At 66.9% G+C, this 19,876-nt stretch carries 17 protein-coding genes; 13 read left to right on the top strand and 4 right to left on the bottom strand.

The features are described from left to right. Positions 1–38 precede the first annotated feature (38 nt). On the top strand, positions 39–1,784 hold the full coding sequence (locus QI450_RS10175) for a dynamin family protein (protein WP_282468001.1): 1,746 nt from the start codon (positions 39–41) through the stop codon (positions 1,782–1,784). Continuing rightward, positions 1,781–3,397, top strand: a complete 1,617-nt coding sequence (locus QI450_RS10170) for a GTPase (protein WP_226776207.1) — start codon at positions 1,781–1,783, stop codon at positions 3,395–3,397. The genes QI450_RS10175 and QI450_RS10170 overlap by 4 nt, the downstream gene beginning before the upstream one ends. Positions 3,398–3,466: 69 nt before the next feature. Here the strand turns inward: QI450_RS10170 and QI450_RS10165 are convergent, their stop codons facing one another. Both QI450_RS10165 and QI450_RS10160 read right to left on the bottom strand, forming a co-directional pair. Continuing rightward, complete coding sequence (locus tag QI450_RS10165) at positions 3,467–4,003, bottom strand: DUF1697 domain-containing protein (protein WP_226776206.1); 537 nt, start codon at positions 4,001–4,003, stop codon at positions 3,467–3,469. A gap of 17 nt (positions 4,004–4,020) precedes the next feature. Then, on the bottom strand, positions 4,021–4,740 hold the full coding sequence (locus tag QI450_RS10160) for an IclR family transcriptional regulator (protein ID WP_226776205.1): 720 nt from the start codon (positions 4,738–4,740) through the stop codon (positions 4,021–4,023). A 126-nt stretch (positions 4,741–4,866) separates the two neighbouring features. Between QI450_RS10160 and leuC the strand changes: the two genes are divergently transcribed. The 6 genes from leuC to QI450_RS10130 all read left to right on the top strand — a co-directional run bounded on the left by leuC (position 4,867) and on the right by QI450_RS10130 (position 11,457). Continuing rightward, positions 4,867–6,321 (top strand): 3-isopropylmalate dehydratase large subunit, encoded by a 1,455-nt coding sequence (leuC, locus tag QI450_RS10155; RefSeq protein ID WP_226776204.1) that lies wholly within the window; start codon positions 4,867–4,869, stop codon positions 6,319–6,321. Between the two features lie 42 nt (positions 6,322–6,363). After that, positions 6,364–6,966 carry a 3-isopropylmalate dehydratase small subunit gene (gene leuD / locus QI450_RS10150; RefSeq protein WP_226776203.1) on the top strand — a complete coding sequence of 201 codons (603 nt, stop codon included), beginning with the start codon at positions 6,364–6,366 and terminating at the stop codon, positions 6,964–6,966. 153 nt (positions 6,967–7,119) lie between these two features. Continuing rightward, positions 7,120–8,445 (top strand): UDP-N-acetylglucosamine 1-carboxyvinyltransferase, encoded by a 1,326-nt coding sequence (gene murA / locus QI450_RS10145; RefSeq protein ID WP_226776202.1) that lies wholly within the window; start codon positions 7,120–7,122, stop codon positions 8,443–8,445. 11 nt (positions 8,446–8,456) lie between these two features. Continuing rightward, a complete protein-coding gene (locus QI450_RS10140; RefSeq protein ID WP_226776201.1) occupies positions 8,457–9,266 on the top strand; it encodes a lysophospholipid acyltransferase family protein in 810 nt (269 codons plus the stop codon). After that, positions 9,263–10,315 (top strand): NAD(P)H-dependent glycerol-3-phosphate dehydrogenase, encoded by a 1,053-nt coding sequence (locus tag QI450_RS10135; RefSeq protein WP_226776200.1) that lies wholly within the window; start codon positions 9,263–9,265, stop codon positions 10,313–10,315. The genes QI450_RS10140 and QI450_RS10135 overlap by 4 nt, the downstream gene beginning before the upstream one ends. Positions 10,316–10,317: 2 nt before the next feature. Continuing rightward, complete coding sequence (locus QI450_RS10130; RefSeq protein ID WP_226776199.1) at positions 10,318–11,457, top strand: D-alanine--D-alanine ligase family protein; 1,140 nt, start codon at positions 10,318–10,320, stop codon at positions 11,455–11,457. Between the two features lies 1 nt (position 11,458). Here the strand turns inward: QI450_RS10130 and QI450_RS10125 are convergent, their stop codons facing one another. Both QI450_RS10125 and rfbA read right to left on the bottom strand, forming a co-directional pair. Beyond that, entirely contained in the window at positions 11,459–11,971 is a 513-nt protein-coding gene (locus QI450_RS10125) for a DUF3515 family protein (RefSeq protein WP_226776198.1), read from the bottom strand. A 73-nt stretch (positions 11,972–12,044) separates the two neighbouring features. Beyond that, complete coding sequence (rfbA, locus tag QI450_RS10120) at positions 12,045–12,902, bottom strand: glucose-1-phosphate thymidylyltransferase RfbA (protein WP_226776197.1); 858 nt, start codon at positions 12,900–12,902, stop codon at positions 12,045–12,047. 53 nt (positions 12,903–12,955) lie between these two features. Here rfbA and rfbB point away from each other — a divergent pair, with 53 nt between their 5' ends. Genes rfbB through QI450_RS10095 form a run of 5 tightly spaced genes read left to right on the top strand, consistent with a single transcriptional unit; the run spans position 12,956 to position 19,860 of the window. Further along, on the top strand, positions 12,956–13,954 hold the full coding sequence (gene rfbB, locus QI450_RS10115; protein WP_226776196.1) for a dTDP-glucose 4,6-dehydratase: 999 nt from the start codon (positions 12,956–12,958) through the stop codon (positions 13,952–13,954). Positions 13,955–13,957: 3 nt separating this feature from the next. Next, a complete protein-coding gene (locus QI450_RS10110) occupies positions 13,958–15,370 on the top strand; it encodes a bifunctional dTDP-4-dehydrorhamnose 3,5-epimerase family protein/NAD(P)-dependent oxidoreductase (RefSeq protein ID WP_226776195.1) in 1,413 nt (470 codons plus the stop codon). 48 nt (positions 15,371–15,418) lie between these two features. Then, positions 15,419–16,465, top strand: a complete 1,047-nt coding sequence (locus tag QI450_RS10105) for a thiamine-phosphate kinase (protein ID WP_226776194.1) — start codon at positions 15,419–15,421, stop codon at positions 16,463–16,465. Positions 16,466–16,487: 22 nt separating this feature from the next. Beyond that, positions 16,488–17,561, top strand: a complete 1,074-nt coding sequence (locus QI450_RS10100) for a DAK2 domain-containing protein (protein WP_226776240.1) — start codon at positions 16,488–16,490, stop codon at positions 17,559–17,561. Next, entirely contained in the window at positions 17,551–19,860 is a 2,310-nt protein-coding gene (locus tag QI450_RS10095; protein ID WP_226776193.1) for an ATP-dependent DNA helicase RecG, read from the top strand. The genes QI450_RS10100 and QI450_RS10095 overlap by 11 nt, the downstream gene beginning before the upstream one ends. The last annotated feature ends 16 nt before the right edge of the window (positions 19,861–19,876 follow it).

Below are 19,876 nucleotides of genomic sequence, written 5' to 3'. Positions count from 1 at the left end.
CATCCATCGGGACGCGCCTGAACTGGCATGATGAAACCGTGAGCTCCGACAATACCTCCGGCCCGGGCATTGAACTGCTGGAAGCCGTCCATCGCGACCTGGCTGCAACCGTGCTGACGCTGGCCCTGCCCGGCGCCGATGACGCCCGGCGTGACATCCGCAACGCCCTCGCCCAGCTCGAGGACTACATCCTGCCGCGCTACCGCAGCCTGGACGCGCCGCTCCTCGCCGTCGTCGGCGGGTCTACCGGTGCCGGGAAATCGACCCTCGTCAACGGGCTCGTGGGCCATGCCGTCACCCGCGCCGGCGCCATCCGGCCCACCACCCGCCAGCCCATCCTGCTGCACCACCCCGCGGACGGGCGCTGGTTCGAGGACCAGCGGGTGCTGCCGAGCCTGAGCCGGATCCGCGGCACGCTCAACGCTGCGCCGCTGCCCGCCACTCAGGCCGGTCCCACCCCGGACGCCGCAACGGTCAGCTCCCTCGTCCTGCTCGCCGACACGGCGGTGCCGCAGGGAATCGCGCTGCTGGATGCGCCCGACGTCGACTCGATTTCCGCTGACAACCGCAAGCTGGCCAGCCAGTTGCTGGCGGCGGCCGACCTGTGGGTCTTTGTCACCACCGCCAACCGCTATGCCGACGCCGTCCCGTGGCGCCTGCTGCTGGACGCGGCCTCGCGGGACATTATGGTTGCCGTGGTCCTGGACCGGGTCCCGGCCGCCGCCGAAGCCGAGGTCAGCGCGGACCTGCAGTCCATGCTCAGCCGGGAAGGCCTCGGCGGGGCCCGCCTCTTCGTTGTACCCGAAGCGGAACTGGACGGGATGGGGATGCTTCCGGCCGCCGCCGTCGAGCCATTGCGGCGCTGGCTGCAGGAAATCGCCGCGGACGCCGCCGGGCGTGCCGGCATCGCCCGGCGGACCCTCAACGGAACTGTCAAGGCCCTGGCGGACCGTATCGAGGCGGCGGCGCAGGCAGCCGAAGATCAGGAACATGCCGCTGACGTCCTGGCAGGTGACGCCCGTGACGCCTACCGGGACGCCGTGGCCAGGATCCTGGAGGCCACCCGGGACGGCGCCCTGCTCCGCGGCGAGGTCCTGGCCCGCTGGCAGGACTTTGTCGGCACCGGCGAGTTTTTCCGGGCAATGGAGCAGAACATTGGCCGGTTCCGTGACCGGGCCGCCGCGTTCTTCCGGGGCGAACCGGCACCGGCAGTGCGGGTGGAGACGGCGATCGAGACCGGCTTACAGGCCGTTATTATCGATGAGGCCGCCAACGCCGGCGATGACGCGGACGGGCGCTGGCGCTCCGATCCTGCCGGCCGCCAGCTGCTGGGCAGCGATGACCTCTCCGGCACCTCGGATGGCTTCGCCGAAAAGGCTGCTGCCGAAATTCGGGCCTGGCAGGGGAGCCTTATGGAACTGATCCGGACCGAGGGCCAAGGCAAACGCACGCAGGCCCGCTGGTTGTCCTTTGGCATCAACGGGCTCGGCGCCGCCCTCATGATCGTGGTGTTCTCCATGACTGCAGGGCTGACCGGGCTGGAGGTCGGCGTCGCAGGCGGTACCGCAATAGCCGGTCAGCGGCTGCTCGAAGCGGTGTTTGGCGAAGACGCCGTCCGCCGGCTGGCCAAGACGGCCCGGGAGGACCTCCACGCACGCTGCCAGGTCCTGCTCCGGGACGAACAGCAGCGATTCCTGGACCGGCTTGACCTCTCCGGCGGAATCGATCCCGCGGTGCTCGCCGGCCAGGCCGCGGCGCTCCGCCGGCTGGCGGCCTCCGCATGAGCCGCCACGGCGCGGCCGCCGAGGCCACCCGGCTGGACCGCAGGCTTATGGCATTGAACGAAGCGCGCGAACTGGCAGCCGGGGCGCTCCCCGAGGAGGTCCTGGACAGTGTGCTGCAGGTGCTGGAGCGGGCGAGCTCACGGCGCTCCCTCTCTGCGGAGCACACAGTGGTCGGATTCTTCGGAGCGACGGGCAGCGGTAAGTCCTCCCTCTTCAACGCTGTCAGCGGGGAGGAAATTGCGACGGCAGCCGCCCGTCGGCCTACGACCTCCGAACCGCTCGCCGGCATCTGGGGAGCCGAGGGCAGCGAAGAGCTTTTGGACTGGCTGGAGGTCCGGAATCGGCACCACGCCAGCCCGGTCCCCGCTTTCGCCGACGAGGGCACGGGCCTGATCCTGCTGGACCTTCCGGACTTCGACTCCACCCGGGCTGCCAACCGTCAGATCGTTGAGCGGATGGTGGGACTCGTCGACGTCCTCGTTTGGGTGCTCGATCCGCAAAAGTACGCGGACGCCGCGGTGCATAATGACTTCCTCAGCCCCTTGGCCTCCCACGGCGCCGTCACCCTCGTGGTGCTCAACCAGATCGACCGGCTCCCGGACCGGGACATTGCCCCGGTGTTGGAATCACTCAAAGGCATCCTGGCGCGGGACGGGCTGGGGAAGGTGCAGGTCCTTGGTGCCTCCGCCGTCGTGGGCACCGGTGTGGACGCAGTCCGGGCCGCCATTCGGCAGGTGGCCACGCAGCGGAAGGCCCAGTCGCAGCGCCTCGCCGCGGACGTTACCCGGGCCGCAGCGGTGCTTGCCGAATCGTCCGGGCAAGGCGGGGCGGCCGGGGTCAACGCTGCGTCAACGTCTCGGCTGGCGGCGGAACTGGCAGTTGCCGCTAACGTCCCGGTCGTCGTGGACGCCGTCGTCCGGTCCTACCGGTTGGAGTCGACCCGCCGCACGGGCTGGCCCGTCACCCGCTGGCTGGTCAGGTTCCGGCCCGATCCGCTCAGGCGGCTGAACCTGCGCCGGGAGGGCGCCAGGCCGGACGTGAACCGCACCTCGCTGCCGCCGGCGGGCGCCCCGGAGCGGGCCCGCACTGATGCCGCGGTCCGCGAATTTGCCGATGCAGCATCCGACGGCGCCCCCGGCCCTTGGCGGGCCGTCATCCGCGGCGCGGCCCGTGAGGGCCGGGACCGGCTTCCGGACGCGCTGGACCAGGCCATCGCGGGCACCGAGCTGAAGGCCGGACGCAAGGCCTGGTGGTGGATGCCGTTTAACATCCTGCAGTGGCTGGCATTGCTGACGGCGCTCGGCGGTTTCGCCTGGCTCGGCGTGCTCGCGGCGCTGGGCTACTTGCAGCTTCCCGTGCCGGCGGTCCCGCTGGTGCAGGGCTGGCCGGTGCCGACAGTGATGGTCGCCGGCGGGGCGCTGCTCGGGATTGTCCTGGCCGTCGTGGCGAAGTTCGTCGCCGGCGCTGCCGCACGGGCGCGGGGCTCAGCGGCCCGGAAACGACTCGAAGCTGCCGTCGCTGCCGTGGCGGCGGATCTGGTTGTTGAGCCTGTGGAACTTGAGGTTAGCCGACTGGGGTCTTTTAACAAGGCACTGCAGGCGGCTGCTCGCTAACCGCTTTCAAGGGATGCTGGACCTGCCGCTGCGCCGGGCGGTCAACCGACCCGCCCCTAACTGAACCGCCTACAGCAGTGCCGCGGCGTCGCGGACCTTGATCATGGTGCGCAGGTTGCGCGTGGTGGTGGAGGCCTTGTACTTCGGCTTCGCGGACAGCTTGCTGAACGGACTGTCCAGGGTGCCGCCGGCGGGTGCCAACCACGCCAAGGCTTCCGGTCCCAGCTCGGTTAGCTGTGCGCCGTCCAGGGCCTGGCCGGCCGCATGCAGCTCGGCAAGCACCCCGAGGTCCGAGCCCAGCGTGAGATAGGTATGGGTGGTTGCGTCGTCCGCGGGGTAGGGGCACGCCGCCACCAGCTCGCCCACGCGGTCCGCTGGCAAAACCACCACCCAGGCGTCGTAATCAAACCCCTCCCGGAGGCAGGCCTCGAATTCCGTTTTGACGCCGACGGCGGGCAGCTCGCTTGAGAGCACAACATTTCCGCTGGCCAGGAGCGTTTTCACGTCCGAAAACGGGCGGGACGCGAGGGCCTGCTTCAGCTCGGCCATTTTTATGGTGATGCCGCCGACGTTGACCCCGCGCAGGAACACCGCATAACTGCTCATGCGCACAGCCTATGCCGCTAGTCGCTGGTTTTGCGCAGCGCCTCGGTCAGCACCCGGGCGGCGTTGCAGACCACCTCGGCGTGCAGCCGGCCGGGCTGGCGGGTCAGGCGTTCAATCGGACCGGAGATCGACACTGCCGCGATCACCCGGCCGGACGGACCGCGGACAGGGGCCGAAACGGAGGCCACGCCCGGCTCGCGTTCGCCGAGGCTCTGGCCCCAGCCGCGGCGCCGAACCCCGGCCAGGACGGTGGGGGTGAAACGGGCGGCCTGCAGACCTTCAAGGAGCCGGTCATGGTCCTCCCAGGCGAGGAGCACCTGGGCGGCGGAACCGGCCTTCATGGACAGCTGGGTGCCGACGGGAATGGTGTCGCGCAGGCCGATGGGCCGTTCGGCGGAGGCCACGCAGACGCGCCACTCACCCTGCCTGCGGAAAATCTGGGCGCTCTCACCGGTGGCGTCGCGCAACTGCATCAGGACAGGCCCGGCGGAGGCGATCAGGCGGTCCTCACCGGCCGCGGAGGCCAGCTCCACAAGGCGGCTGCCGAGCACAAAGCGGCCCTGGATGTCGCGGCTCACCAGCCGGTGATGGACCAGCGCCAGCGCCAGCCGGTGCACGGTGGGCCGAGCCAGTCCCGTGGCGGCAACAAGCTGCGCCAGGGTGGTTGGGCCTGCCTCAAGTGCGTCAAGCACATGGGCGGCTTTATCGATGACACCGACTCCACTAGAATTGTCCATGTAATGATATTGCCGTCTCATTATCTGAGATGCAAGTCAACGCGCTGGCGCAGGACGCGGGCGGGCTGATTCAGTGGTGGGAACAAGCAGTTACGTACGAAAATACCGCAGTGAAGGGAGCAGGCCGTGGCAAAGACACTGGCCGAGAAAGTCTGGGGCGCGCACGTGGTGCGCAAAGGCGACGGCGAAGGAGTCAACGCCCAGCCAGACCTTCTCTTCATTGACCTCCACCTGGTGCACGAAGTGACCTCCCCGCAGGCCTTCGAAGGGCTCCGGCTGGCCGGGCGTCCGCTTCGCCGGCCCGATCTCACCATCGCCACCGAGGACCACAACACGCCGACGCTGGACATCGACAAGCCAATTGCCGATCTCACCAGCCGCACGCAGATCCAGACCCTGCGCAACAACTGCAAGGAATTTGGTGTCCGGCTGCACTCCCTGGGGGACGCCGAACAGGGCATCGTGCATGTGGTGGGCCCGCAGCTGGGCCTCACCCAGCCTGGCATGACGGTGGTCTGCGGCGACTCGCACACCTCCACCCACGGGGCCTTTGGCGCCCTGGCGATGGGCATCGGCACCTCCGAGGTGGAACATGTGATGGCGACCCAGACGCTGTCCCTGAAGCCGTTCAAGACCATGGCCATCAACGTCGAGGGCGCACTGCGCCCCGGGGTGTCCGCGAAGGACATCATCCTGGCCGTCATCGCCAAGATCGGCACCGGCGGCGGTCAGGGCTACGTGCTCGAATACCGCGGCTCCGCAATCCGGGCACTGTCCATGGAAGCCCGGATGACCATCTGCAACATGTCCATCGAAGCCGGCGCCCGCGCCGGACTCGTCGCCCCGGACCAGACGACTTACGACTACATGTTCGGCCGTCCGCACGCACCCCAGGGCGCCGAGTGGGATGCCGCCGTCGATTACTGGAACACTCTGCGCACGGAGGATGACGCGAGCTTCGACCTCGAAGTGGACCTCGACGCCGACACCCTGGAACCGTTTGTAACCTGGGGGACCAACCCGGGCCAGGGTGTGTCCTTGTCCGCGAAGGTGCCCTCGCCCGAGGACTTCGGCGACGAGAATGCCAAGGCTGCGGCGGAACGTGCGCTGCAGTACATGGGCCTGGAAGCCGGCACCTCGATGAAGGACATCCGCGTCGACACGGTGTTCTTGGGATCCTGCACCAACTCCCGGATGGAGGACCTCCGTGCGGCCGCGGACATCATCCGCGGCCGCACCAAGGACCCCAACATCCGGATGCTTGTGGTGCCCGGCTCCGCCCGCGTTCGCCTCGAGGCCGAGGCCGAGGGCCTGGACAAGGTCTTTAAGGACTTCGGCGCCGAATGGCGCTTCGCCGGCTGCTCGATGTGCCTGGGTATGAACCCGGACCAGCTGGAACCGGGGGAGCGCTGCGCCTCCACCTCGAACCGCAACTTCGAGGGCCGGCAGGGCAAGGGCGGACGCACCCACCTGGTCTCCCCGGTGGTGGCGGCCGCGACCGCCGTGCGCGGCACCCTAAGCTCGCCGTCGGACCTGGAACCTGCGCCCGAGTCCGCGGCCCTGAGCGCCGATGCCGCGTAGCTTCCGACAGTCACTGATCCACACAGCCTAGAAGGATCCGCCATGGAAAAGTTCACCACCCACACCGGCATCGGCGTCCCGCTGCGCCAAAGCAACGTCGACACAGACCAGATCATCCCCGCCGTCTACCTCAAACGCATCACGCGCACCGGTTTCGAAGATGCCCTCTTTGCCGGCTGGCGCAAGGACCCGGCGTTCATCCTCAGCCAGGAACCTTTTAATGCCGGTTCGGTGCTGGTGGCCGGGCCTGACTTCGGTACCGGGTCCTCCCGGGAGCACGCCGTCTGGGCACTTAAGGACTACGGCTTCAAGACCGTACTTTCCTCACGCTTCGCCGACATCTTCCGCGGCAACTCCGGCAAGCAAGGCCTGCTCGCCGCCGAACTCGCCCAGGACGACATTGAACTGATCTGGAAGGAACTGGAGAACGCGCCCGGCACCGAAGTCACCGTGGACCTCGTCTCCAAGACCGTGATCTGCGGCAATATTGTGGCCCCGTTTGAGATCGACGACTACACCCGGTGGCGCCTGCTTGAGGGCCTGGACGACATCGGGCTGACCCTCAAGCACGAGGAAGACATCACCGCTTTCGAGGCCACCCGTCCCGCATTTATGCCCAAGACGTTGCCGGCCAAGATGTCCTGACCCGCCGAGCCCGACGCCGGATTCGATTCCGGTGAACGGTGCGGCCGGGAAGGAGCGGCACACCCCGTATTTCAGATCGGTAACGCAAGCTCCTATGCTTAGCAGGTGCCTTTGGAAGGTTTTGGGGGCGAGTAGTCGTGAGGAAAGCCGTACATGAGTAGTGTTCTGACAATCCGCGGAGGCGTCCCGCTGACTGGCCGCGTCACCGTGCGCGGGGCCAAGAATCTTGTCCCCAAAGCAATGGTGGCTGCCCTGCTGGGCAATGAGCCCTCCGTGCTGCGCAACGTCCCCGAGATCAAGGACGTTGAGGTTGTCACCAGCCTGCTCCAACTCCACGGCGTCACGGTTGAGAAGGACCCCATCACCGGGGACCTGACCCTCGACCCGAAGGGCGCCAAAACCGCCTCGAGCACCGCCATCGACGCCCATGCCGGCGATTCACGCATCCCGATCCTGCTCTGCGGGCCCCTGATCCACGCGATCGGCGAGGCCTTTATCCCGGATTTGGGCGGCTGCAAGATCGGCGACCGACCCATCGACTACCACCTGAACGTGCTCCGTCACTTCGGCGCCGTGGTGGAAAAGCGTCCCGGCGGCATCCACATTTCAGCGCCGGACGGTCTCAAGGGCGCCAAGATTTCCCTGCCGTATCCCTCCGTTGGAGCCACCGAGCAGGTCCTGCTGAGCGCCACAAGGGCCGAGGGCATCACGGAGCTTTCCGGTGCTGCCACCGAGCCGGAGGTAGTGGACCTCATCGCCGTGCTGCAAAAGATGGGCGCCATCATCAGCGTCCAGACCGACCGCACCATCCGGATCGAAGGCGTCCCGGACCTTGGCGGCTACAACCACCGCGCCCTCTCGGACCGCAACGAGTCTGCCTCCTGGGCCTCAGCGGCGCTGGTGACGAAGGGGGACATCTTCGTCGAGGGCGCCACCCAGCGGGACATGATGACGTTCCTGAACACCTACCGCAAGGTCGGCGGCGGGATGGACATCGGCGACGACGGCATCCGGTTCTATCACAAGGGCGGCAAGCTCAACCCGCTGGTCCTGGAGACGGACGTGCACCCCGGGTTTATGACCGACTGGCAGCAGCCTCTGATCGTTGCGCTGACCCAGGCCGAGGGCGTGTCAATCGTGCATGAAACCGTGTACGAGAACCGTTTCGGCTTCACCGACGCGCTGATCCGGATGGGCGCCAACATCCAGGTCCACCGCGAATGCCTTGGCAGTGTGCCGTGCCGGTTTGGCCAGCGCAACTTCCTGCACTCGGCCGTCATTTCCGGCCCCACCCAGCTGACCGGTGCCGACATTGACGTCCCGGACCTGCGGGGCGGATTCAGCCACCTGATCGCTGCGCTGGCTGCGAATGGCACTTCGCGGGTCACCGGAATCGACATTATTAACCGCGGCTACGAGCGCTTCACCGAAAAGCTCGCCGGCCTGGGCGCGGACTTCGACATCACTTCAGCCGGGTAGCGGGGGACCACGTGAAGGAAACCGCCAAGAGCCACACCACCTTTGTCTTTGTTGCCGGAATTGTCCGGCCCGTCATGAACCTGTTGATGCGCAAGCAATGGATCGGGCTGGAGAAGCTTCCCGCCGGCGGCTTTATTGCGGCTCCCAACCACTGCACCGAAATCGATCCGCTGGTGGTGGGGCACATGCTTTACAACCAGAAGCGGATGCCGCACTTTCTGGCCAAGGAGGGCCTTTTTAAGGTGCCGGTGCTGGGATTCGTGCTGCGCGCCACCAAACAAATCCCGGTGGAGCGGTCCTCGGCTGGTGCCAACCGCTCGCTGCAGATTGCCCGGGACGTTGTGAACGAGGGCGGCGCCATCGTGATCTATCCCGAAGGGACCCTGACCCGGGATCCTGAGTTGTGGCCGATGAAGGGACACACCGGCGCGGCGCGTATGGCGCTGGAGGGCGGGATACCTGTGGTGCCCATGGCTCATTGGGGGGCACACGAGGTCCTTCCCCGCTACGCCAAGCGGTTCCATGTCTTTCCGCGGAAGACCTCCCGCCTGGTGGTGGGCGATCCCGTGGACCTCAGCGCCTTTGCGGGCCGGCCGCTGGACAAGGCCACCCTCGCGGAGGCGACCAACGTGATCATGGACTCCGTTACGGAACTCCTGGCCACCCTCCGCGGCGGGCAGCCCCCGCTGGTCCGCTGGGATCCTTCGGCGCACAACCAGACCACGCACGGCCGCTTCGTCGCAGGCGGCGACCAAACAGGTGGCGCAGCAGGCAGCCGACCCGACGCCGGAACGTCCACCGACGCGGACGGCGCCGCATGACGGCGGATACCCGCGCCCTGTCTTCCGCCAGCCGGGTGGCTGTCCTCGGAGCCGGATCCTGGGGAACCACCTTCGCCAAGATCCTCGCAGATGCCGCCGCGGCCTCCGGCGTTGAGCGGGAAATCCGGCTGTGGGGCCGCCGCAACGCGGTGGTGGAACAGATTAACCTGAAGCACCGTAATGAGCAGTACCTCAAGGAAATTGCGCTTCCCTCCAGCATCACCGCGTTTACCGACGTCGCCGAGGTTCTCGCCGGCGCGGAGCTGGTGGTCCTGGCCGTACCCGCACAGACGCTGCGGCCGCAGCTGCGCGAATGGGCGGCCCTGATACCGCCGGGCGCCCTGGTGGTGTCCCTGATGAAGGGACTCGAGCTCCACTCCGATGCCCGGATGAGCGAAGTAATCTCTGCTGAACTCGGCATTCCCGCGGACCGGATCGCCGTGGTCTCCGGCCCCAACCTGGCGATGGAGATCGCCCGGGAAGAGCCCACCGCCTCGGTGGTGGCCTGCTCGGACGCGGCGGCGGCCGGCTGGATCGCGCGCAGCTGCACGGCGCCGTATTTCCGCCCGTACACCACGGCCGACGTCGTCGGCGTCGAAATCGGCGGGATCGTCAAGAACATCATCGCCCTGGCCGTCGGAATCTGCGAGGGCAAGCAAATGGGGGATAACACCAAGGCATCGGTGATCACCCGCGGCCTCGCGGAGACCTCCAGGCTGTCCCTGGCGCTGGGCGGCGAGGCGCAGACGATGGCCGGACTGGCCGGTCTTGGCGACCTCGTGGCTACCTGTTCCTCGCCGTTGTCACGGAACCACACGGCCGGACGGCTGCTGGGCAGAGGACTGACCCTGGATGAGGTGGCAGCTGAAATGACGCAGACCGCCGAGGGGATCAAGTCGGCGCAGGCCGTTCACGAGCTGGCGGGTAAACTCGGCGTCGAGATGCCAATCACCGCGGCAGTAGTTGCCGTCCTGGCCGGAAAACTGTCCGTTGATGAACTGGGGCCGCTGCTGCTCTCCCGTGATCTGAAACCTGAAGGCGATTACTGAGCGTGACTGAAGAAGAAGTGAACACAGCGGGCCCGGGCGCCCGGCCCCGAGTGGCGGTGCTGTTCGGCGGCCGGTCCAGCGAACACGCGGTCAGCTGCGTGACCGCTGCCGGCGTGCTCGGCGCCATCGACCAGGCGAAGTACGAGGTCATCCCCATCGGGATCGCCAAGTCCGGCCAGTGGGTGCTGGCCTCCGGGGACACCCGCGACTGGTCACTTTCGGCGTCCTCCCTGCCTGAAGTCGCACCGTCGGCCCGGACGGTGGCACTGGCCGAGATCGGCGGCGAATACCAACTGATCGTGGCCGCACCGAACACTGTCCCGCAGGAGCTCGGTGCGGTGGATGTGGTGTTTCCCCTGCTGCACGGCCCGTTCGGCGAGGACGGTACCATTCAGGGTTTGCTGGAGCTTTCCGACACCCGGTACGTCGGCGCCGGTGTGCTGGCGTCCGCCGTCGGGATGGACAAGCACTTTATGAAAGTGGTGTTTGAATCCGCCGGGCTCCATGTGGGTCCCTACATCGCGGTCACGGACCGGCAGTGGCGCAATGATCCGGAGACCGTCCGCAAGCGTGTGGACCGGCTCGGCTTCCCGGTCTTCGTGAAGCCGGCACGGGCCGGCTCATCCATGGGCATCTCCAAGGTGGATTCCCTGGACGGACTGGATGCCGCAATCGAGGCCGCCCGCGAGCACGACCCGAAACTCGTCATCGAAGCGGGCATCGTGGGCCGCGAAATCGAATGCGCAGTGCTGGAAGGCCGGGGGACCGACGCTCCCCGGACGTCCATGCCGGGGGAGATTGCCGTGGCCGGCGGCGGGCATGAGTTTTATGACTTCAATGCTAAATACGTCGACGACGCCGCCGAGCTCAGCTGCCCGGCAGATCTCCCGGACGAAGCCATCGCCCGGGTCCGCGAGCTTGCCGCCGTTGCGTTCGACGCCGTTGGAGCCGAGGGACTGAGCCGGGTCGATTTCTTCTACACGCCTGAGGGCGAGCTGATCATCAACGAAATCAATACCATGCCCGGATTCACACCGAAGAGTATGTACCCGCAGATGTGGAAAGCCTCAGGCCTGGGCTACGCGGAGCTGATCGACGAACTGATCTACCTGGCGCTGCACCGCACCACCGGCCTGCGCTAGCCTACGGGCTTGGCGGCAGGTTCTCTGCGTTTTGCAGGTCCGCCTGGCCCACGCAGTTCCGCGTCGCTGGCAGTTTCGATGCGGAGGACGCGAGGTCCGCGAGCACGGTGGCGGAACTGATCTTGTTCGGATCCAGCAGGATTTCGGTGGCTGGTTCCCGACCGAAGGTGGTCAGGGTCCATACCGGGTCGCCTTCCTTGATCACCCAATCGACGCCGTTCACGCTGACGCAGCGGTCCGTCGTCGGCCCGGGAACGTTAACCCCGCAGCGCAGGACCAGCAGGGACGGGTCACCCCAGGCGGCGGTGGCCTGGCTGTTGGTCTTGCGCAGCTTGGCGTCACCAATCGCATCCGGCAGCGCCACCATCATGGGGGCGCACGCGGCGTTGGCAGCATCCTTGGCGGGCGCGACGTCGACTACCGGGGAGCACGCACTCAGCAGGACCCCGGCGATGGCCGCCGCGGCAAGAATTCGGAGCGGACGTGCCGGGGCCGGGAAACGGAAGTGCTGCATTGGTTAAGCCTATCCCTGCGGCACGGCCCGTCCCGCCACCCCGGCATACACTTCGCGGAGATCGCCGGGACGCTTACAACAGCCCAAGCAGGTAGGAGCCATAGCCGCTCTTCACAAGGGGCTCGCCCCTGGCCCGCAGCTCGTCGTCACTGAGGAATCCCAGGCGCCACGAGGTTTCTTCGGGCGCACCGATGATCAGTCCCTGGCGCTTCTGGACAGTCCGGACGAAATTTGAGGCATCATTGAGATCATCGAACGTTCCGGTGTCCAGCCAGGCCGTTCCCCGGGGGAGGATCTCGACATGGAGCTTGTCCAGGCCAAGATACGCCTTGTTCACGTCCGTGATTTCGAGCTCGCCACGGGGCGACGGTTTAAGTTCGCGGGCAATCTCAATGACGCTGTTGTCGTAAAAATAGAGCCCCGGTACTGCGTAGTTGCTCCTGGGCTTTAGGGGCTTCTCCTCTAGTGTCAGCACCCGACCGGAACCGTCAAACTCGACGACGCCGTAGGCCCCAGGATCCTGCACCCAGTATCCAAACACGGAACCACCATCTACGTCCGTGTACTTTGCCAGTTGGGTACCCATTCCGGGGCCATAGAAGATGTTGTCGCCAAGGACCAGTGCCACCGAATCGTTGCCGATATGAGCCTCACCCAAGATGAAGGCCTGGGCAAGGCCGTCAGGGGACGGCTGGACTTTGTAACTGATGGAGATCCCGAATTGCGAGCCGTCGCCCAATAGCCGGCGGAACGGCTCGGCATCCTGTGGTGCGGTGATAATCAGGATGTCACTGATTCCGGCCAGAATGAGGGTGGACAGCGGATAGTAGATCATCGGCTTGTCGTAGACCGGGACGAGCTGTTTGCTGATCCCGAAGGTAATGGGATGAAGCCGTGACCCTGTTCCCCCGGCCAGAATGATTCCGCGCATGGGCACATCCTTTCTTGTTTCTGGGAACAAGCGCAACAGGTAGGGTCTGAGACATGCAGCGACTACTCGTCACCGGTGGCGCAGGATTTATCGGCGCAAACTTCGTCCGGCATGTCACCGCGCGGGGCAAGGATCATGTGACCGTCCTGGACAAGCTCACCTACGCCGGCAACCGGGATTCGTTGAAGGGCCTTCCGGCGGGGCGTTTGAAGTTCGTCCAGGGAGACATCTGCGACGCCGCGCTTGTCGATGGTCTGGTGGCCGAGGCCGACGTTGTGGTCCACTACGCGGCGGAGTCGCACAATGATAACTCGCTGCATGATCCGCGCCCGTTCCTTGATACGAACATCATCGGCACGTACACGCTGATCGAGGCGGCCCGGAAGCACGGCAAGCGTTTTCACCACATCTCCACGGACGAGGTCTACGGCGACCTTGAACTCGATGATCCGGAGCGGTTCACCGAGAGCACCCCGTACAACCCTTCCAGTCCTTATTCGTCGACCAAAGCGGGCTCGGACCTGCTGGTCCGGGCCTGGGTGCGGTCTTTCGGGCTGCAGGCAACGATCAGCAACTGCTCGAACAACTACGGCCCGTACCAGCACGTGGAGAAATTCATCCCGCGCCAGATCACCAACGTGATCGACGGGATCCGTCCCAAGCTTTACGGCAAGGGCAAGAATGTCCGGGACTGGATCCACGCCAATGATCATTCCTCCGCTGTCCTGGCGATCATCGCCGGGGGCCGGATCGGGGAGACCTACCTGATCGGCGCGGACGGGGAGCAGAACAACAAGGACGTCGTCGAACTGATCCTCAAGCACATGGGCCAGTCCCCGGAGGCCTACGACCATGTTGTGGACCGTCCCGGCCACGACATGCGCTACGCCATCGACTCCGCGAAGCTGCGCGATGAGCTCGGCTGGAAGCCGCGCTTTTCCAACTTCGACGCCGGGATCGAGGACACCATTGCCTGGTACCGGGACAACGAGGACTGGTGGCGTCCGCAGAAGGCAGCCACGGAAGCTAAGTACACGGAACAGGGCCAGTAGATTATGTCGATCGAGTTCTCGAAAAAGCTCACCGCGCACGAAACCCCGATTCCCGGCGTCGTCCTCTACGACCTTCCGGTCCACGGCGACAACCGGGGCTGGTTCAAGGAGAACTGGCAGCGGGAAAAAATGGTGGCCCTGGGCCTGCCGGACTTCCGGCCGGTGCAGAACAACATCTCGTTCAACGAAAAGGCCGGAACCACCCGCGGGATCCATGCCGAACCATGGGATAAATTCATTTCGGTCGCCACCGGCCGGATATTCGGTGCCTGGGTTGACCTGCGCGAGGGTGCCTCCTTCGGTGCCGTGTTCACGGCCGAACTCGATGCCAGCCAAGCCATTTTTATCCCCCGCGGTGTCGGCAATGCCTTCCAGACCCTGGCGGACAACACCGCCTACACCTACCTGGTCAACGACCACTGGTCCGCCGACGCCCAGGGCCAGTACACGTTCCTGAACCTCGCCGACGAGAGCGCCGCGATCGACTGGCCCGTGCCGCTGGAGGAGGCCGAACTCTCCGACAAGGACAAGGCCCACCCCCGGCTAAAGGATGTCGTCCCGATGCCGCCGAAGAAGACCCTCGTCCTCGGCGCCGACGGCCAGCTCGGCAAGGCGCTGCGGGAACTCTACGACGGGGACACTTCCGTTGAGTTCGCCGGCCGCACCGAGTTTGACCTCGGCAGCGCGGACGCGTTTGAGGCCCGGAACTGGAAAAACTACTCCACGATCATCAACGCCGCCGCATACACCGCAGTCGACGCGGCCGAAACCCCAGACGGCCGCAGGGCCGCCTGGACCGTCAACGTCACCGCCGTCACCCGCCTGGCCCGGACCGCCGTCGACCACGACCTGGTACTCGTGCACGTCTCGTCGGACTACGTCTTCGACGGCACCGCCGAGACGCACCCGGAAGACGAGGGGTTCTCCCCGCTGGGGGTGTACGGGCAGACCAAAGCCGCAGGCGACGCCGTCGTTTCCGTGGTGCCGCGGCACTACATCGTGCGGACCAGCTGGGTGATCGGGGAGGGCAACAACTTCGTCCGCACCATGGCATCCCTGGCGGCACGGGGAATTGCGCCGTCGGTCGTCAACGACCAGATCGGCCGGCTCAGCTTCACCGAGGACATCGCCGCCGGCATCCGGCACCTCCTGGAGTCGGGCGCGCCCTTCGGGACCTACAACCTCACCAACGACGGCGAACCGCAGTCGTGGGCGGACATCGCCGCCAACGTTTACGAGCTGAGCGGCAGTTCCCGGGGCGGCGTCACGGGCGTGAGCAGCAGTGAATACTTTCAAGGGAAGAACGCTGCCCCCAGGCCGCTCAACAGCACCCTCCAGGGCGGCAAAATGGCGTCTCAGGGCTACCAGCCACCCGCAGCCGCTCAGCGGCTCCGGGAGTACCTTGCGTGCCGCTGACCCGGACACGCGCCCGCCGCCGTCGGACCCCCGCGGTAGCGTTGTGCTGTGCCCGAATACGTCCCTGACCACGTCCCTGACCCGCTGACCGTCGCGGAGCTCTCCGAGTCCCAGCTCCTGGAGCGGATCTTCCCGCGCCTGCACTACGGCCAGGCGCACAACCCGTCCCTGATCCTGGGCCCCGGCGACGACGCCGCGATTGTGGCCGCGCCGGATGGCCGGACGGTCCTCAGCATCGACACGCAGGTGGTCGACCAGGACTTCCGCCTGGAGTGGAACAACGGCTACCGGACCACCGGCTACGACGTCGGCTGGAAGGCCGCCGCACAAAACCTCAGCGACATCAACGCCATGGGGGCCCGGGCCACCTCCCTCGTCGTCAGCCTCACGATGCCCCCGGACACCCGTGTCGCCTGGGTCGAGGACTTCGCCGACGGAATCAGCGCCGGCATCCGGGAACTGGGCGCCCCGGACTGTGCCGTGGCCGGGGGAGACCTGGGCCGGGGCCGCGAACTCGCGGTCAGCGTCGCGATCCTCGGCACCCTTGACGGCAAGGCGGCCGTGCTGCGGTCCGGCGCCCGCCCGGGGGACACCCTGGCGCTGGCCGGCACGGTGGGGCGGGCGGCAGCAGGTTTGGCGCTGTTGGAATCCACAACGCCCGTCGGGGAGCTGAGCCAGGAGCAGCGCGCCCTCCTGGACACCCAGTGCCGGCCCCTGCCGCCGCTCGCGGCGGGACCGCTGGCCAGGGACTGCGGGGCCACGGCCATGATGGACATTTCCGATGGGCTGGTCCGAGACGGCAACCGGCTGGCAGCTGCCAGCCACGTTGTGCTGAACCTTGACTCGTCGGTTTTGAAGGTCCTGGCCGGCCCGCTCCGGCCGGCCGCCGACCTGCTCCGCACAGATCCGCTGGACTGGGTGCTGGGCGGCGGAGAGGATCACGGATTGCTTGCCACATTCCCGCCGGGCGTTCAGCTGCCTCACGGTTTCACTGCGCTAGGCTCGGTAGGGGCCCTTGCACCAACGGACAGCACGGGCGTGACAATAGCGGGCAGGCCCGCTGACACTGTGGGATGGGATCACTTTGCAGACTAAAATTGCCGCCAACGCGCAAGCGATGAAGCGGTGGTTGGGCAAGGCAGAAACGACGCTTGGAAACCACAGCGACCGCCTGAACGCCATCAACATCTTTCCGGTCGCCGACGGCGACACCGGCACGAACCTTTACCTCACGGTCCGGGCCGCTGCCCAGGCACTGCACTGCCTGGACACCTCCGCGCTGCCCGTGATCAGCGCGGATCCGGCGATCCACTCCTTCGGCCCGCCGGACCCGGCGCAGAACGACGTCGGGGCCGTACTGTCCCGCGCCGGCCTGGCCGCCATGGAGCAGGCCCGCGGCAACTCAGGCACCCTGTTCGCCGTGTTCCTCTGCGCCGCAGCCGAACCGCTTGCCGGCCACCACCGGCTCAGCGCACCGCTGTTTGCCGCTGCCTTGAACCGCGCCCAGCTCCGGGCCTGGTCCGCGCTAAGTGATCCGGTTCCGGGAACCATGCTGTCCGTGATGGAAGCCGCCGCCCGCGCGGCCGCGACAGTGGACGCCGAGCATAACGGTGACGACAGCAACCACGCCCTGGGCCTGGCCCTGGATGCCGCAGTCGAAGCGGCGCTGGCGGCCGTGGTCCGCACCGAAGGGCAGCTGGAGGCCCTGCACGCAGCGCACGTGGTGGACGCCGGCGGCGTGGGGATGCTGCTGATCCTCGACTGCCTCCGTTCCGCCGTGCTCGGCGAGGAACTCCAGGACCAGCTCCTGGACGGCCTGCACGGCTACGACGTGCAGGACCCGCACATCCATGCCGGTATGCCGCGGGACGAAGGTGTGGAAGTTATGTGCACCATCACGCTCTCGCCGCTCGACGCTGCAACGATGCGGCAGCGGCTCGACGAAATCGGCGAGTCCGTCATCATGAGCCAGGCCGGCGCTACCGCCGACGCAAACGGGGCATACCGCTGGCGGGTCCACGTCCATGTGCCCGAGGCAGCACTTGCCATGGCCCTGATCCGGGCCCTCGGCGAACCCTCGGATATCAGCGTGTCAGAACTCGCCCTGCCGGAGGCCGAATTGGAGGCCGAACCGCACGACGCAGGTCCCCGGGAACCCGCAGGACAGGCCGCCGACGGATATGAACGCTAAACCCGGCACCGAACCGGGCACCACCGATCTGGGCACCACCGAACTGGGCGCCACCGAACTGGGCGCCACCGAACCGGGCACCACCGAACTCGGGCTGGGCCTGGAACGCCGGATCGGCAAGCGTTCGGCGACGGTGATCGAAAAGCATCTCGGCATCACCACGGTTGGCGGTCTGCTGAATTACTTCCCCCGCCGCTACCTGGACCGCGGCGAACTCACCCCGATCAGTGAGGTCCCGCTCGACGAGGACGTTACCCTCATCGCCCGGGTCGTCTCCAGCAGCACCCGGTCGATGCGCGCCCGCCGTGGTTCCCTGACCGACGTCGTGATTTCCGACGACGCCGGGACCGGGCTCCCCGGCACCCTGAAGGTAAGTTTTTTCAACGGTTTCCGGGCCAAGGCCGCACTGCTGCCGGGCCGGCGCGCTTTGTTCTCCGGCAAGGTCACCCGCTACGCCGGTGCCCTGGGGCTGACCAACCCTGATTTCCTGCTGCTGGACGAGGACCCTGAAGCTCCGGGCAAGGATCCGGAAATGCTCGCGGCCATGCCTATCCCGGTGTATCCGGCCACCGCCAAGCTCACCAGCTGGTCCATCCAGAAAGTCATCGAGACGCTGCTGGACACCGCAGACCTCGACGCAGTCCCGGACCCGTTGCCGGCGGAGATCGCGGACCGGGAGCACTTCCTGCCGATCGCGGAGGCCTACCGGCTCATCCATGCCCCGCAAGGGAACGCGGACTGGCAGCACGCACAGGACCGGTTCCGCTACCAGGAAGCGCTGGTGCTCCAGTCCGCGCTCGCCCGGCGCCGGGCCCAGCTCGCCGCGGAGGAAGCCACCGCCCGCCGGCCCCTCGCGGACGGCCTGCTGACAGCCTTTGACCGGCAGTTGCCGTTCACGCTGACCGCCGGCCAGGCCGCCGTCGGCAAGACGCTGGCCGCGGAGCTCGCCCAGGACTCGCCGATGAACCGCCTGCTGCAGGGCGAAGTCGGCTCCGGAAAAACGATTGTGGCCCTGCGCGCCATGCTGCAGGTGGTTGATGCGGGGGGACAGGCTGCCCTGCTGGCGCCCACCGAGGTCCTCGCCGCGCAGCACTTCGATTCGATCCGCCGCACACTCGGCCCGCTGTCCCGGGATGGGCTGCTGGGTGGCACGGACGCCGTCCAGGTCACGCTGCTCACCGGCTCCATGCCCACGGCAGCCCGGAAACAAGCAATGTTGGATGCCGCCTCCGGGAACGCCGGGATCATTATCGGCACCCATGCCCTGCTCAGCGACAACGTCTCCTTCTACGACCTGGGCCTGATCGTGGTCGATGAGCAGCACCGCTTCGGCGTCGAACAACGCGACGCGCTCCGGTCCAAAGCCAGCAAACCCCCGCACCTGCTGGTCATGACCGCCACGCCCATCCCGAGGACAGTGGCCATGACAGTGTTCGGCGACCTGGAAACCTCCGTCCTCGACGAACTACCGGCCGGCCGCGCGCCGATCACCACGCACGTCGTCGGGCTCGCCGAGCACCCGGCCTGGGCCACGCGAATCTGGACGCGCTCCCGGGAAGAGATCGACGCCGGCCACCAGGTCTATATCGTCTGTCCCAAAATCGGCTCGGACGACGACGGCGACTTCAGTCCCGGCGAAGCCGAACCGTCCGACGCTGACCTCGCGGGCGACAATGGCGCACGTGAACTGGCATCCGTCACCGGCGTCGTCGAACAGCTCCGCGACGAACCGGCCCTGGCCGGGGTCAGCGTGGCGCCGCTGCACGGCCGGCAGGACCCGGTGCTCAAGTCCGGCACCATGGCCTCTTTCACCGCCAACCAAACCAAGCTCCTGGTCTCCACAACAGTGATCGAGGTGGGTGTGGATGTGCACAACGCCACCCTTATGGTCATTCTTGACGCGGACCGCTTCGGTATCTCCCAGCTCCACCAACTCCGCGGCCGGGTGGGCCGCGGCGGGCTCCCGGGTATGTGCCTGCTCGTGACCACGCTGGAACCGGGCCATCCGAGCCGGCGCCGCCTCGACGCCGTCGCCGCGACCACCGACGGCTTTGAACTTTCCCAGGAGGACCTCAAGCTGCGCCGGGAGGGCGACATCCTGGGCGCCTCCCAGTCCGGCGGCCGTTCCACGCTGAAGCTCCTGCGGGTCCTGGAACACGAGGACGTGATCGTCCGGGCGCGGCAGGACGCGTGGCGCATTGTCGGCGCGGACCCGTCGCTGGAGTCCCACCCCGACCTCGCCGCGGCAATCGACGAATACCTCAATCCGGAAAAGGAGGCGTTCCTTGAACGCGGCTAAGAAAATCCAGGCGTCC

The sequence above is a fragment of the Arthrobacter sp. EM1 genome, assembly GCF_029964055.1.
GTDB lineage: Bacteria > Actinomycetota > Actinomycetes > Actinomycetales > Micrococcaceae > Arthrobacter.
This window is presented reverse-complemented; position numbering and strand designations above follow the sequence as displayed.

Bases quoted from the DNA above. Each gene is read 5' to 3' on its own strand.
- QI450_RS10100 (WP_226776240.1), top strand. From the start codon at position 16,488: ATGAAGCGGTGGTTGGGCAAGGCAGAAACGACGCTTGGAAACCACAGC.
- QI450_RS10125 (WP_226776198.1), bottom strand. From the start codon at position 11,971: ATGCAGCACTTCCGTTTCCCGGCCCCGGCACGTCCGCTCCGAATTCTT.
- QI450_RS10170 (WP_226776207.1), top strand. From the start codon at position 1,781: ATGAGCCGCCACGGCGCGGCCGCCGAGGCCACCCGGCTGGACCGCAGG.
- rfbA (WP_226776197.1), bottom strand. From the start codon at position 12,902: ATGCGCGGAATCATTCTGGCCGGGGGAACAGGGTCACGGCTTCATCCC.
- murA (WP_226776202.1), top strand. From the start codon at position 7,120: ATGAGTAGTGTTCTGACAATCCGCGGAGGCGTCCCGCTGACTGGCCGC.
- QI450_RS10135 (WP_226776200.1), top strand. From the start codon at position 9,263: ATGACGGCGGATACCCGCGCCCTGTCTTCCGCCAGCCGGGTGGCTGTC.
- rfbB (WP_226776196.1), top strand. From the start codon at position 12,956: ATGCAGCGACTACTCGTCACCGGTGGCGCAGGATTTATCGGCGCAAAC.
- leuD (WP_226776203.1), top strand. From the start codon at position 6,364: ATGGAAAAGTTCACCACCCACACCGGCATCGGCGTCCCGCTGCGCCAA.
- QI450_RS10095 (WP_226776193.1), top strand. From the start codon at position 17,551: ATGAACGCTAAACCCGGCACCGAACCGGGCACCACCGATCTGGGCACC.
- QI450_RS10110 (WP_226776195.1), top strand. From the start codon at position 13,958: ATGTCGATCGAGTTCTCGAAAAAGCTCACCGCGCACGAAACCCCGATT.
- QI450_RS10165 (WP_226776206.1), bottom strand. From the start codon at position 4,003: ATGAGCAGTTATGCGGTGTTCCTGCGCGGGGTCAACGTCGGCGGCATC.
- QI450_RS10160 (WP_226776205.1), bottom strand. From the start codon at position 4,740: ATGGACAATTCTAGTGGAGTCGGTGTCATCGATAAAGCCGCCCATGTG.